Genomic DNA, 14,082 nt, shown 5'->3' with positions numbered 1-14,082 from the left:
CTATTTTTTAGGTAAGGCTAAATACTGGCTGGGTGATGGTCGGCAAAATGATTTCAATCGTGGTGCCCTCATTTATTTCACTAGAAATCGTTAATAGACCATTATGGCTTTCAATAATTTTATAACAGGTCATGAGGCCGAGACCTGTGCCCTTTTCCTTTGTTGTATAAAAGGGTTCACCGAGTGTTGGAATTCTTTCCTTTGGAATCCCAATTCCCTGGTCGATAATCTGGATGGAAATTTTACCTTCTTCTTTTACCTTAACCTTAACATCAATAGAACCGCCACTAGGCATCGCTTCTATAGCGTTCTTTAGCAAATTTATAAAAACCTGTTTCAATTGGTTTTCCTCACAGCTGATCTTAGGCAAATCGCATTCAAATTCTACAAAAATTTGCACGTTATTTAAAATAGATTGGGTATTAATCAGAGTCACGACGTCTTTTATTAATTCCTTAATATCCTTTTCTGTAAAAACCGCGGCAGTTGGTTTGGCAAGTACGAGGAATTCCCCTACGATATTGTTGATTCGATCAAGCTCTGATAGCACAATATCATAGTATTCATCTTGATGTTTCTCTGTTTTGAACAATTGAACGAAGCCTTTAATAGAGGTAAGCGGATTACGAATCTCATGGGCTATGCCGGCAGCCATTTGACCAAGCAGCGCTAATTTTTCCGACTTTTGCAGTAGTTGCTCTGTTTGTTCTTTTCTTTCCGTGATGTCTTTTCCGATTGACAATATTGCTTCTTTCCCACCAAATGTTATGTACATAGAAGAGCCTTCAAAGAAAAATACAGAACCATCCACCCGAATTAATTTGTATTCAATATTGTTTAAAGGAAGTTTTTCCTTTTTTACTTGTTTAATACGCTCAATCAGTCGGTCCTTATATTCTGGAAAAAGATAATTAGTAAAAGAGGTTCCAATTAATTCTTCCTTCTGTTTTGCACCAATCATCGTTACAGCTTCCTTATTTACATAGATTACCTTGTTATCTAGGTGAATAATAACAGCATTGGGCAATGAATCTATCAATTGCTTATAACTTTCTTCACTCGCACGTGCTTGTTTTCCATAATATCGTGTTCTGTCGTATTGCCAGCCAACCACCCAAGCAATAGTAGTAAAAATAACAAAGTCTATAGTAAAAAAACGGTCATGCTCTACAATGGTTTGAAAAGTCGAAAATAATACCGATATTAATACCAGAGAAATTTGTCCCGATTTATTCATCCGTTTTCCCTCATAATTTTCAAAATTTGCTTTTATCATAACACGAAATTAATAGAATTTAGTGGAAAATTGGAATAATAATCATGTATTATTATTTAACTATGTAAAAAGCAAAAAGCGCTATGCCCTTTGCTTTACTAACGACTGTCATTCAAGATTCAACCATTCTTTTATATAAATTTAAGATAGATTGACCATAGGTGGTACCTGGCACAGCCCATTTTCCGTTTAAAGCGGTCCATGTGACGGCAGATCCTCTATTTACAAGATGAAAGCGGGGGTCTACCAGCGGATATTGGTTTGGTAAGGGTGCTGTTGTTGCATAAGCATATAAATGCTGGAGATGGGCAAGCACTCCTTCTTCGGGTGTAGGGAAACTTGCTCCCCTTACCCCACCACCTGTTGCTCCAATTCCAGCAAAATTGTTTTGTCCATTCCTTACATCCCCTGTAAACCGAAAATAGCCTGTTTCTTGCATGGCTTGTGCAAAGGCAATGTCTCCTCTAATCCCATAGTACTCTCCCAAATTTTTATAATACTCCCCTAGCAAGGGTGCATTAGGGTTTATCGTTCTCACGTATGCGTTCATTTTTTCGGCAGAGAGTTGGCTAGGACCTAAAATTGAGGATGGGTTTAGGTCAATGGAGCGGGGAGCGGTACTTGGAATTGAGCTTGTGCTGCTCTCGTTTTCTGTTGTAATGAAAGCATTTATCCCTGTCTTTTCCTTGATTTCAGTTACTCGTTGGTCTGCGTTTTCCCTGCTAGAAAAGGCACCAGCCTGTACTCGAAACCAGTTTTCACCTTGGATGGTCGAGGCAACGATAAAGGATTGAAAACCTTTTGAACGCAGGAAGGCTACTCGTTCCTGTGCATTTTCCCTTGACTTGAACGATCCGGAAAATACTTTGTACATTTCATCTCCTCCATTCGTCATTTTTCTCTTTATGTTATGAAAAGAAGACGGGGGGTGTTCGATAGCTTGTAAAAAGGAAAAGAAAACCCCCAGATGGAGGTTTTCATTATGTCCCAGTTTTAACAGCGCTCTTTAAAAGAATCCTTTTTTGCTGCTGCATTAAAAAGAAGAAGACACCGAGAAGGACGAGCATTCCACCGGCGATTTGCCAACTGACAAGGTGCTCATTAAGTAAGATAACGGCCAATATGGTTGCACCAACCGGTTCTCCTAAAATACTCATCGATATGGTGGTAGCATTCACATAGTTTAAAAGCCAGTTATTGATGATATGACTAATCGTCGGAACGGTTGCAAGCAAAAGGAAAATCCCCCATTCCTTGGCTGGGTAGCCGCTAAACACAACCGAGGTGCTTAGGTTATAGATTGATAGAACAATAGTAGCAATGAAAAACACACAAAAGCTATAAATCCAGTGGGATACTTTTTTCACAATACTTTGACCAATAAGTAAATAGCCTACGACGGCTATCACACTTAAGAATGATAGAATATCGCCAAGAATCGCATCCTGGCTTAAAGCAAAGTCACCCCAGCCAATCATCACCGCGCCAATAATGGCGATTCCCATTGTCATCAAAGCCGAAGCCGTTGTTCGTTCCTTAAATAGGAAGTAACCGCCCACCAATGAGACAATCGGCTGCAGAGCAAGAATGATGGTCGAGCTGGCAACGGTTGTTAATTTTAATGAAGAGAACCAAAGGACAAAATGTAAGGCTAAAAACAGACCGGAGAAAAATAAAAATAGCCAATCTGTGCTTGTTATTTTTTTAAATTCTTCCCGGTTTTTCCAGACGATTGGCAGCATTAAAATGCTCGCAAACATCATCCGATACATACTTAAAATGGAAGCAGGTGCATCGGACCATTTTACAAAAATTGCTGAAAACGATATTGCTATTATTGAAATGGTAAGCGGTAAGACAATAGATTTGGAATGATCTTGATGGTTCATTTCTTTCCTCTTTTCTTGATATATGAGATGGTGCCTATTCATTTGAAATAAATATAAATGAATCTTAACATAAATGTGGTTTAGGTGTTATTAACAAAACTATCCAGAAACAAAAAAACGCCAAGCCCTTAATCGAGAAGAGGGGTTGACGTTTTTTATCTATACTTTTAGTTGTTTGTGTATAGCTCTTCTGTTTGACTTTTCTTCATTTCCAATGAGTCAACGAACCGTTTGATGCGTTTCATCGCTTCTTGGAGTTGTTCCAGAGAAGTGGCATAGGAGCATCTTACATAGCCTTCGCCGCTCTCACCAAAAGCACTTCCAGGTACAACTGCTACTTTTTCAGCAAGTAGAAGCTGTTCCGCAAATTGTTCGGAGGTCAGGCCTGTTTTTTTAATTGAAGGGAAGACATAGAATGCGCCGCCTGGAGTGTGGCAGTCCAAGCCAATGTTATTTAATGATTGAACAATGAAGTTCCGTCTTCTTCGGTAACTTCTTCGCATGCTTTCCACTTCATGATAGGTATTTCGCAATGCCTCGATGGCACCGTGCTGCAGCATATGCGGTGCACACATGGTCGTATATTGTAGAATTTTCACCATTTGTTCTGTGAATGATGGCGGGGCTGCTAAGAAACCTAATCGCCAGCCAGTCATCGCAAACCCTTTGGAGAAACCGTTAATTAAGATGGTTCGTTCGTACATGCCTTCGATAGAGGCAAAGCTGGTATATTCATCATCATAAGTTAATTCTGCATAGATTTCATCGGAAACAACAAGCAGGTCGTGTTTCTCAACCACAGCTGCAATGTTTGTAAGCTCTTCTTTGTTTAAATAGGTTCCCGTTGGGTTATTTGGTGAACACAACAAAATTGCTTTTGTCCGGCTGGAAATGGCATTTTCAATTTGTTCAGCTGTAAGCTTAAAGCCATTACTAGGGTGTGTGGAGACTGGAATTGGCACACCACCGGCTAAAGTGACTAACGGTGCATAGGAAACGAAAGCAGGTTCAATAATTAATACTTCGTCACCCGGGTTTAGAATCGCACGGAAGGATAGGTCAATCGCTTGGCTCGCACCAGCCGTCACAATCACTTGATCAACCGGATTATACTGGACTCCAAATCGCTTATTTAAGTAGGTTGTAATTTCCTGTCGTAATTCAAGCAAACCAGGATTTGCAGTATAAGATGTAAAGCCCTCTTCTAATGATAGAATCGCTGCTTCCCGAATGCTCCAAGGGGTGACAAAGTCAGGCTCACCGACACCAAGGGAAATGACTCCCTTCATGGAGGCTGCTAGGTCAAAAAACTTCCTTATTCCAGATGGTTTTAGTTCTTTCACCATTTCAGATAAATAGTGTTGGTGTTCCTTCATCATGGAGAAACCACCATCCGATGATCTCGCTCATTGTTTTCGCCAAAAATGACGCCATCATGTTTATATTTTTTTAACATGAAATGAGTAGTTGTGGAAATGACATTATCGATGGTAGACAGCTTTTCCGACACAAATCTTGCGATCTCCGACATCGTTTTTCCTTCAATGGTGATCGATAAGTCATAGGCACCAGACATGAGATACAGGGAGGTAACCTCAGGAAAGCGATAAATTCTCTCAGCCACTTCGTCAAAACCAACCCCGCGTTTCGGTGTCACCTTGACATCAATCATCGCAACAATATTTTCCTTGCCAGCCACCTTGCTCCAATCAATTAAAGCTGGATAACTAACAATTACCTTCTCATCCTCTAACTTCTTAATCACCGCATTAACATCCTCAACACTCGAATTCACCATCAAAGCAATATCCTCAACAGGAATCCTGTGATTCTCCTCAAGAATCGAAAGAACCTCTAGCTCCTCACTTGACAACTTCATCATCCATCCACCTCAATCTTTTAACTAATATTAAATATAATACATCATTAATTGAATAAATAAAATATAGTAAATGGTGCCTGTCACCGCTCGTGGACAAATCATTACTTTTGTCCGCGTGGTATGGACAGTTGGTGCAGGAGTTCTCTGTTCTTGTATAAAAAAGGGTTTTTTCATGTGATGAGCGGAAAACCCTTTTTTCTATTTTTATTATTGTTGTTTTTTTATTCGATATCTTAGGATAGCGGCGAGGCCAGCTCCGTGTTTGAATTGTCCGCTATTTATTAGCTGGTTTAGCTCGCTCATTTCAATGGTATGTAGGTCAATTTGTTCTGTGGCTTCTAGCAGCTGCTCTTTTTCAATCAGGTCGGTTGCAGCAAAAAGAAAAATTTGTTCACTCGTTGAGCCGGGTGAAGGGAAAACACTGCCTAGGTCTATCCAGTTTTTTGCCTGGAAGCCTGTTTCTTCCTCTAGTTCTCTTTTCGCTGCGGAGAGAGGCTCTTTATCCTCAGGGTCAATGGCTCCAGCAGGTAATTCCCATTGCCATTCCTTCACAGCATGGCGATATTGCCGAATACAAATAACCTTTCCATCCTCTGTGATGGGTAAAATACAAACGCCTTTTGAAAAATTCACAAAGGAAAAATGCATATCTGTATTATTTGGCAAGGTTACATCTTCTTGTATTATTTCAAATCGATCAACTTGGTCCTTCTGAACTTTGTTAATTTTCCACTCCACTACCAGCACCTCATTTAAATGTTCTGTTTTTTCTATTTTTGCCTAAGTATGGAGGAAACTCAAGGGAAAATGAGAGGAAGTTGGTTTTTTATTAGTCCTATTTTTTCAAATTGATGGGTTCGGATTGATCTGGCCTGAAAAGACTTACTATGGATAATGCTATAAAAACACCTATTAAATCAAAGCCGATATCAAAAATTCTACCACCTCGGGTAAAATATAGTTGAAGAATTTCGGTTAGAGTGGCAAACGAGGCCGATATTATCAGAGCGACAAATTTAGCTTTGAATTTCATTAACAAAAGTAGAGTTAGAAATTGAAAAACTACTATATGCCCAAATTTTTGTAACAGCAAGCTTTCGCTAAGATTATAGGGTAATAAAAACTCAGTAAACGATGGATGACCATCCCATTGAAAGCTCACCACACCATAAAACATCAACTCATGGAAACTGGCAGTACAAGTAAAAATGAAAATAGCAACCATCCATAAGAAAATTAACATACTCCGCATCCTTCATCCCACCCCTTCTAAACCAAGTCTGAACGGTTAAGAGTGGTTTCATGCATAAATGGGTGAATAAATGGTACAATTTGCATAAATGGTGACAGGCACCGAAAGGGAGTAATTATGAAAGTTATGTCGTTAGAAAAAGAGAGAGTAAGTGACTTTGTTGCTTATTGTAAGAAGCATCGAAGGGAGATTGATGATTCCTATTTATATGATAGTGATTTAGAGGAGTTTGAGGTTAAGGATGAAAATCCTACTTATATTCTTACAAATGAGAAGGATGAAATCGTTGGAGCGGCCTCTCTTATCCTAGATGATTATCATAAACGCGGAAGAAGGGCACGTTTTCGGATTTTTCACTCAGAAATTGATGATATTCAACACTATCAAATTTTGCTCCAGGCACTTATAAAACATACATCCGATCTGGATAAGATTTTTTTGTTTATACCAGTTGTAAATAAAAAACTGACAGAGATGATTGAAGGATTGAAGTTTTCTGTAGAAAGATTCTCTTTCGTCCTTGTAAGAGAAGATTTAGAAGTACCTGAGGTTCATTTTCCTGAGGGTTATGAGCTTAGACCTTTTCTCTCGGGAGAGGATGAAGAAAATTGGCGACAGGTTCGAAATGCAGCTTTTTCAAAACTTAAAGGCAGTGAAACACCGATTACAACCGAAGGTGTCGCAGAATTGTTGACCCATCAAGATTACATAGAAGGCGGCATGATGATCCTTTTCCATCAGGGAAATCCTGTAGGAGTGATTAGAGGTGCCGATGATGAATATGAGAATGCTCCTATTATGAATATTGGACCGGTTGCAATTATACCTGAGTATCAAGGTCGCGGCTTAGGAGGAACATTGCTAAGAGCATCCTTGCAGTTTGCCCGAAAAAAGGGCTATAAACGAACCATCCTTTGTGTGAATGGGGAGAATGACCGGGCAAAGGCACTCTATATACAGGAAGGCTTTAAACAGGTAGAGGCAGTTGCCTGTTATCAATATTTTTTATAACTGCCCAGTTTTCATTGATAACCAGTTTATTCTTCATTATATTTATTTATTTTATTACGTTCCATATACCCTAAAGTTCCATATGCTTTATAAATAAGGGGTGAAATGTAATGAAAAAAGATCAATTTGATGAAGATACGCTTAAGCATATTAGAAACCGACTAGATTATATTTATTCCATTGCTAAAAAAAATTACAATGACAACCCTGCATTGATGGACACGATTGAGAGTTTAGCTCAAGTAGCTCTTATGTTTACAAATATTAAACTTCAAGAGGTAAACGATCAGGAAGAGACAAAAAGCCCACAGGGGTACATCCTATCGAAGCTTTCAAACTCATACTCTAGAATGACGGAGTATGAAAAACGAAATGAAAAAGACTTTCCAACCTGGAAACTATAAGAATACAGACCAGTTGCTAAATGGAAACATCAATTGCCGGTTCATGAGAAGAGAAGTGCTACTTCAGCACTTCTCTTCTTTTTTTGAATCTCGTTTTGTGTCCACCTATGCGCTCATTTGTGTTTTCGTGGTGCCCTCTATAGTGTTTTCTCTATTTCTTCTTGACTTAGTTTGCACCAATTTCAACGCTGTGCCAGTTCTTAAGGAAGTATATTTTCTTGATAAGCAGTTAATAAGTAGATTAGTGGGGGAATTTGTCAAACGATTCTCTATCTATCATGCAGGATATAACACCCTTAAAAAGGAATTTTATTAATTGTTCTTTATTAGGAACACATGAAGGTGGTGGTGCAGTGATTTTGCTCTTTCATTATTTATCTCTCTTAAATATTTTCGATGCTTTCATTACCTACTTTGGATTGGAAAACTCGTTTATACAAGAGATGAATCCATTAATGAGTAGGATATATGGGACCGATCCCTTATTGTTTATTTTTACAAAGCTGGCATTTTCGCTGTGCATTTATTTGTTTATTGTATTTAAAAAAGTACCAACATCTTCCCTTATTCGAGGATTAACTGTCTTTGCCACAAGCTTTTATACCATAGTATTCTTTCTCCATTGCTACTGGCTCATTGTCCTTATTTAAAGGTGCCTTTTAAAGCAAAGGCACCTTTTCTTTGGGCTTCCCTACTATTATTTTTCCATAGCAACTTTTAATCTTTCTCGAGCACCTTTTTGCCAGCTTTTTACAGCTGATACTGATACCTTTTCCATTTTAGCAATTTCATTGACACTCAAGCCCTCTAAAGTTGAAAGTAGAAACCACTTTTTCTGATGGGGTGTCAGGTTATGACAATAGGAAAAAAGAATCTCCTTTTCCAACAGGCTCTCCGAATACGGATCCACTGCATTTTCCCAAAAAACTCCCTTAGGATAAATACTTCTTTCCGATTCTTTTGTTGCCTTACTCAATTCCATAAGAAGGTAGCCCTTTATATAGGCATATGCAAAGGTGGATAATTGTCCTTTTTTAGAGTCAAAATGTTTGCTTGCCTCCCAGAGGGCGATAAGTCCGTGCTGGTGAAATTCATCTTTATTTTTATAAATGTGCAGTGTGTTTATAATCCGGTGAATCATGGGTTCATATTGGCTGGCTAACTGTTCAAAGCTTTCCAAGGATAGTCCCTTTCAGAAAGCGCGCTTTTCTTTTTATTCCCGGGTACCTCTACCATATAGGGAAATTTAGAACGCAGCGAACAGGCTAAAATCCATTAACCAAAGGAAAATTGTCAGAACAATCACGTTTTGTGCGATTAATTGAGTTTTATTAGGGGATTTTGCCTTTTTGGCTTATTATCAGTCAATTTGCGATTTTTGCTTTTTTAAAAAAAGTAGACCCTAAGTTCGCAGGGACATCTCCATTAAAAAGGCTGGAGTATTTGTATTCTTACAATAAAAGTACAAGTAACTGGCATAATTTTGTATAATTAATAGAAATTAGGTTTTTCATAGTGCGAGATGAATAGATACCAAAATATAAGTAAGGGGAGAGAGCACCATGAAGAAGTTTAGAGCGGCCGGTTCTATCATTGGAATTCTAGCTTGTATCGTAGGAGTCTATTTTTATTTAAGTGATGATGGCGGGCTGAAATTGAGTTTGAAGAAAAACGATCCTGTTTCGACGAAAGAGGCTGAAACAAAAATAGAAAAGAGCTTTGAGACGCCCGTATCAAGCAAAGTCACAGCAGATTATGAGACTATGAATGATGAAGAATTAATCCAAGAAGTACATAATATGAGCCACCAAAAGGTCGAGGCGGATAAAAAATGGGGATCTTCGGAAATAACCGCTGATAAAGTCCAGAAACTATATGAAGTGATAAAAAACAAAGACTTTAAAAAACGTAGTAACAAACAAATGCTGCTAGACATCCTAGAACCTTGGACAAAAAAAGACTTCACCAATTCCGTAAGCGCTCACAACCGAGTATGGTCCCACCAAAAAGGAAACATCGGAAAAGCAACCCGACTCCTCACCCCACAAGAGGAACTAGAGTACATCGAAAAAGAATTTAGGTAAAATGGTGATGTTGTGGTGATAGTGACAGTAACGGTGAAGTAACGGTGAAGTAACGGTGAAGTAACGGTGACAGGCACCGCTCGTGGACACTTTCCACCTGAGACGGACAGTCCCTAAGACAGAGCAAGTTAATACTATTCGTCCGTAGTGGGACATATCCTTTAGTATAGGAAGTCTGTATTAAAGGAGATGTCCATGTCTAGAAAATCTGCGTCGTTTAAGGGACTTGTCATGGGAATGGTGCTTCTTGTATGTATCGTTACTGTTTTTATGTTAATTATGGGTGCGATGTCTTCGCCAGAGAAGCAGGCTGTTGCTGTGGTGGGGGAGTTCTATCGCTATGAACAAGAAGGTGAATTCTCTGCGTCGTGGCAGCTTTTCCATTCGGCCATGAAGGGGAAATTCAGCAAAGGCTCTTATATCCAGGATCGTGCACATGTATTTATGAATCACTTCGGCGTTGAGACCTTTGACTATTCTATGAGTGAACCAGAACATATCGAACAATGGAAAATGTCCAAAACAGGACCAACCATAAAAAACGTCTACAAAATCCTAGTCACCCAAACCTACAAAGGAAAGTATGGCAACTTTGACCTTGAACAGGAAGTCTTTGCAGTGGAAGAAAAAGAGGAATGGAAGATCATTTGGGATTATAATCAGTAAATTACGGTGGAAATTAACGGTGACAGGCACCGCCCGTGGACACTTTCCACCTGTGGTGGACAGTTGACGGGCGCTGGCTATTTTGTTTATAATTATCTTGAATTCGAGATAAATATCAAAGTGCAGTTCGTTTAGGGGGTCATTTAATGAAGCTGTTAGGTTTACATCATGTTTCGATCTTAACGGGTAAGGCAGAGAGGAACTTTCAATTTTATACAAAGGTTTTGGGCTTAAGGTTGGTTAAGAAAACGGTGAACCAGGATAATACAGAATCTTATCATTTATTTTATGGGGATGCGAAGGGAAGTCCAGGTACGGAGATTACCTTCTTTGATATCCCTGGCTTGGGGCATACCTATCCTGGCGTTGGGAGTATTTCATCTACCTCACTTCGAGTAAGAGATACGAATGCCCTCCATTATTGGGAGGAGCGTTTTAAGCAATTTAGGATTCAACATGACTCAATTGAAAAACGAAATAATCGCGATTCTCTAGAATTTCAGGATTTTGAGGGCACACGATTAATCTTAGTTGCTGATAACGGAGAACAGGGAGTTCGTCCAGGTGTCCCTTGGGGTGGAAGTGATGTCCCAGTAGAACATGCTATTTTAGGTTTGGGCCCTGTCACATTAACGGTTGCTGTCCCAGAAAAAACCATCTCTGTTTTAACTGAAATTATGGGTTTTACCAAGGTTGGAAGCTATCCTCCACTTGCAGGAGATTTCCCAGCCATTCAAGTTTTTGCTACTGGAGAGGGCGGAGCTGGTGCTGAGGTACACATCGAGACAAGACCAGAATTACCAAGGGTTCGAGCGGGTCGAGGCAGTGTCCATCATGTTGCTTTTCGCGTTCCTAACGAAGAAGAATATGAATATTGGGCGGAGAGAATTGCCACTTCTGGACTAATGAATTCTGGAAAAGTGGAGCGTTATTACTTTAAAGCTCTTTATTTCAGAGAACCAAATCATATCCTTTTCGAATTATCGACCGACACACCAGGATTTGATGTAGACGAGCCCATTGAAACCTTAGGGGAAACTTTAGCGCTCCCACCTTTCTTGGAACCTCGTCGAAAAGAAATTGAAGAAAAATTAAGACCATTAGATTTAGACATATAAGAAAGACAAGGAACTAGTCCTTGTCTTTTGGGTTAAGTAATTGAAAAAGGTAAAGAAGAAACTGAAGTCACACTAAAAAATGTAGGTGAACTCTCACTTTAATACACAGGCACCGCCGATGGCGGTGCCTGTCACCATTTATGCATTTTTCTCGGTTTATGCATATTTCAATGTATATTTATTTATATAGCACTGTATATTTTCTCTACGCTGACCCTGCCCGAGAAGAAGGTGGCGCCCCCGCCCATATCTGCGATTCGGTCTGGTGTGAGGGTGTTTACGAGTTGTTTGGTGCCTTCTATATCTGCCCATAATCCTTGGGTGACGACTACTCCTGGGAGGGCATTCTCTCCTACACTTACTTTTAACAGGCATTCCCCACGCTGATTCCAAACACGGACTAAATCTCCGTCCTCAATATCACACGCCCCGGCATCCTTGCTATTCATATGCAATCGGGGTTCTTTTTCAAGACTAATGTGCTTTTGATTATTTGAAAACGTAGAATTTAAGAAATTATGATTTGGTGCCGGAATAAAATGATAGGGATGATCCCCATGATGAACGATTGGGATATAGGTTGGTAACGGTGGATGTCCATTTGCCTTCATCCGTTTTGAGTAGAGTTCTATTTTCCCGCTTGGTGTTCGGAGCTTACCAGGGAACAAGGGCTTTACCTTTGCTTTTACATACTGCTTTTTTATTAAAGTTTCATAATCGATTCCATCCAAATAAGGATTGGGCACTTGATTGATTGCTTGCTTAATCATTTCGACTTCTGTCTCTTCAAATGCTGCTTCTTCAAATCCCATTCCTTTTGCCAACAGACGGAAAACACTAACATTGGATTTTGACTCACCATATGGTTCGATTACTGGCTGCTGAATCTGAAGATAATGATGCCAGTAAGATGTGTATACATCCGTATTCTCAAAAGATGATGTTGCAGGCAACACGATATCAGCGTATTTAGCACTTTCGGTTAAAAATAAATCGTGAACAACGACGAATAAATCCTCACGCTCAAGGCCTTTTCTTACTTTATTACCTTCTGGAGCCACAACAGCAGGGTTACTGCTGTAAACAAAAAGTGATTTTACAGGTGGATTTAATGTTAGTAAAGCTTCCCCAAGCTGGTTCATGTTAATCACTCGCGTCTGTTTATTTTTCAATAATCTTGGAAGCTGCAGTTTTGACGAGTTAAGAGCAAGATATCCTGAGTTTCCCTTAATGGCACCGCCGCCTTTGATGAGCCATTGACCTGTTAATGCTGGAAGACAAGAAATTGTGCGGACAAACATTCCGCCATTATCATGGTGCTGCGGTCCGTTACCGATACGAATAAAAGACGGTGAAGTTTTACCATACATTCTCGCAAGCTTATAGATATCCTCAACTGGGACCCCAGTTATTTCTGAAACGATTGTTGGATCGTATTGGATTACATGCTCACGTAGTTCATCATAGCCAATGGTATATTGCTGTAAGAAGGAAGCATCCACCATGTTTTCAGCAAATAATATATGCATAATTCCAAGTGCAAGCGCACTATCGGTTCCTGGTAAAATAGGAATAAACCAATCTGCTAATCGCCCAGTTTGGTTTTTATGAACGTCAATGACGACAATTTTGGCGCCATTTTCTTTGCGTGCTTTTTGAGCTAGTACCACTTGATGCATATTGGTGCTTGCTGCGTTAATCCCCCAAAAAATAATGAGTTTTGAATGAATCGTATCCTCCGGATCGGTTCCGAAGCTGCCGCCCATGGTATATCTGTAGCCAGCCGTGCCGGCAGAGTTACAAATACTCCTCTCAAGCTGAGACGCACCCAAGCGGTTAAAGAATCGCCGGTCCATACCCTCGGCATTCAGCCGGCCCATGTTTCCATAAAAGCTATAAGGAAGAATACTTTCAGGTCCGTCAGTTTGGATAAGTGATTTCCATCTAGAAGTAATGGTGTCAATGGCTTCCGACCAGCTGATTCGCTCAAATCGTCCTTCTCCCTTAGCACCAACCCGCTTCAAGGGATATTTTAAGCGATTTTCATCATAAATCCGCTCTGTCATATTTCGAACCTTATTACAAATATTCCCCTTTGTCACCGGGTGCTCTGAATCGCCCTCCACTTTTACCACTTTTCCATCAACCTTATGTAAAAGCAAACCGCACTGATCCGGACAATCAAGTGGGCAGACTGATTTGAATATTCCATGTTGGTCCATAAAAGCTCCTTTCGCGGTGCCTGTCACCATTTATACATCATTGTATATTTTTTTAATCATATGACAGCTTAGTAGGTTAGGCAAGGGAATATAAACATGAATAGAAATATATAGGACTACAGTGTTATGGACAAATAAATATCAGCCGAACAAAATGATAAAAATAATTTGTCCGGCTTCTTAATGGAAAAATTACCAGTAATATATCAAATCATTATTTTACGACTCTATAAGCTCTCCGTTCAGCATACTCCGAACAAGGAATACAAACTTTAATA

16 protein-coding genes are annotated in these 14,082 nt (G+C 39.6%); 6 read left to right on the top strand and 10 right to left on the bottom strand.

Translation table 11 applies throughout. The features are described 5' to 3' along the window. Window positions 1-7: 7 nt before the first annotated feature. The 8 genes from J2Y03_RS19645 to J2Y03_RS19610 all read right to left on the bottom strand — a co-directional run bounded on the left by J2Y03_RS19645 (window position 8) and on the right by J2Y03_RS19610 (window position 6,299). Window positions 8-1,237: an ATP-binding protein gene (locus tag J2Y03_RS19645; protein WP_310197134.1), complete on the bottom strand. Its 1,230-nt coding sequence runs from the start codon at window positions 1,235-1,237 to the stop codon at window positions 8-10. Between the two features lie 151 nt (window positions 1,238-1,388). Further along, complete coding sequence (locus J2Y03_RS19640; protein ID WP_396954230.1) at window positions 1,389-2,171, bottom strand: SPOR domain-containing protein; 783 nt, start codon at window positions 2,169-2,171, stop codon at window positions 1,389-1,391. Between the two features lie 85 nt (window positions 2,172-2,256). Next, entirely contained in the window at window positions 2,257-3,165 is a 909-nt protein-coding gene (locus J2Y03_RS19635; RefSeq protein WP_310197129.1) for a DMT family transporter, read from the bottom strand. 167 nt (window positions 3,166-3,332) lie between these two features. Continuing rightward, complete coding sequence (locus tag J2Y03_RS19630; RefSeq protein WP_310197342.1) at window positions 3,333-4,541, bottom strand: aminotransferase; 1,209 nt, start codon at window positions 4,539-4,541, stop codon at window positions 3,333-3,335. Further along, the gene (locus tag J2Y03_RS19625) at window positions 4,541-5,044 is read right to left on the bottom strand and encodes an Lrp/AsnC family transcriptional regulator (protein WP_132091518.1); all 504 of its coding nucleotides are present in this window, start codon (window positions 5,042-5,044) and stop codon (window positions 4,541-4,543) included. Before J2Y03_RS19625 ends, J2Y03_RS19630 begins: the two co-directional genes overlap by 1 nt. A gap of 30 nt (window positions 5,045-5,074) precedes the next feature. Continuing rightward, a complete protein-coding gene (locus tag J2Y03_RS19620; RefSeq protein ID WP_310197126.1) occupies window positions 5,075-5,221 on the bottom strand; it encodes a hypothetical protein in 147 nt (48 codons plus the stop codon). A gap of 33 nt (window positions 5,222-5,254) precedes the next feature. Further along, window positions 5,255-5,785: an NUDIX hydrolase gene (locus tag J2Y03_RS19615; RefSeq protein WP_310197124.1), complete on the bottom strand. Its 531-nt coding sequence runs from the start codon at window positions 5,783-5,785 to the stop codon at window positions 5,255-5,257. Window positions 5,786-5,882: 97 nt separating this feature from the next. After that, complete coding sequence (locus tag J2Y03_RS19610) at window positions 5,883-6,299, bottom strand: VanZ family protein (RefSeq protein ID WP_310197121.1); 417 nt, start codon at window positions 6,297-6,299, stop codon at window positions 5,883-5,885. Window positions 6,300-6,416: 117 nt separating this feature from the next. Between J2Y03_RS19610 and J2Y03_RS19605 the strand changes: the two genes are divergently transcribed. The 3 genes from J2Y03_RS19605 (at window position 6,417) to J2Y03_RS28965 (ending at window position 8,364) form a co-directional block, all read left to right on the top strand. Next, window positions 6,417-7,310: a GNAT family N-acetyltransferase gene (locus tag J2Y03_RS19605; protein WP_310197118.1), complete on the top strand. Its 894-nt coding sequence runs from the start codon at window positions 6,417-6,419 to the stop codon at window positions 7,308-7,310. A 110-nt stretch (window positions 7,311-7,420) separates the two neighbouring features. Then, window positions 7,421-7,714: a hypothetical protein gene (locus J2Y03_RS19600; RefSeq protein WP_310197116.1), complete on the top strand. Its 294-nt coding sequence runs from the start codon at window positions 7,421-7,423 to the stop codon at window positions 7,712-7,714. 278 nt (window positions 7,715-7,992) lie between these two features. Further along, window positions 7,993-8,364 (top strand): DUF5658 family protein, encoded by a 372-nt coding sequence (locus J2Y03_RS28965; RefSeq protein ID WP_396954232.1) that lies wholly within the window; start codon window positions 7,993-7,995, stop codon window positions 8,362-8,364. A 47-nt stretch (window positions 8,365-8,411) separates the two neighbouring features. Here the strand turns inward: J2Y03_RS28965 and J2Y03_RS19595 are convergent, their stop codons facing one another. Then, complete coding sequence (locus tag J2Y03_RS19595) at window positions 8,412-8,894, bottom strand: sigma-70 family RNA polymerase sigma factor (protein WP_310197113.1); 483 nt, start codon at window positions 8,892-8,894, stop codon at window positions 8,412-8,414. A gap of 382 nt (window positions 8,895-9,276) precedes the next feature. Between J2Y03_RS19595 and J2Y03_RS19590 the strand changes: the two genes are divergently transcribed. The 3 genes from J2Y03_RS19590 (at window position 9,277) to J2Y03_RS19580 (ending at window position 11,582) form a co-directional block, all read left to right on the top strand. Continuing rightward, window positions 9,277-9,798, top strand: coding sequence for a DUF6241 domain-containing protein (locus J2Y03_RS19590; protein WP_310197109.1), 522 nt, complete (start codon window positions 9,277-9,279; stop codon window positions 9,796-9,798). Window positions 9,799-9,993: 195 nt separating this feature from the next. Next, window positions 9,994-10,464: a hypothetical protein gene (locus tag J2Y03_RS19585; RefSeq protein WP_310197107.1), complete on the top strand. Its 471-nt coding sequence runs from the start codon at window positions 9,994-9,996 to the stop codon at window positions 10,462-10,464. 146 nt (window positions 10,465-10,610) lie between these two features. Then, a complete protein-coding gene (locus tag J2Y03_RS19580) occupies window positions 10,611-11,582 on the top strand; it encodes a ring-cleaving dioxygenase (protein WP_310197104.1) in 972 nt (323 codons plus the stop codon). 182 nt (window positions 11,583-11,764) lie between these two features. On the opposite strand, the gene J2Y03_RS19575 is transcribed toward J2Y03_RS19580, so the two are convergent. Next, on the bottom strand, window positions 11,765-13,804 hold the full coding sequence (locus J2Y03_RS19575) for a molybdopterin oxidoreductase family protein (protein WP_310197101.1): 2,040 nt from the start codon (window positions 13,802-13,804) through the stop codon (window positions 11,765-11,767). Between the last annotated feature and the right edge of the window lie 278 nt (window positions 13,805-14,082).

It is taken from the genome of Neobacillus niacini (assembly GCF_031457145.1).
GTDB classification, from domain to species: Bacteria; Bacillota; Bacilli; order Bacillales; family Cytobacillaceae; genus Neobacillus; species Neobacillus niacini_J.
This window is presented reverse-complemented; position numbering and strand designations above follow the sequence as displayed.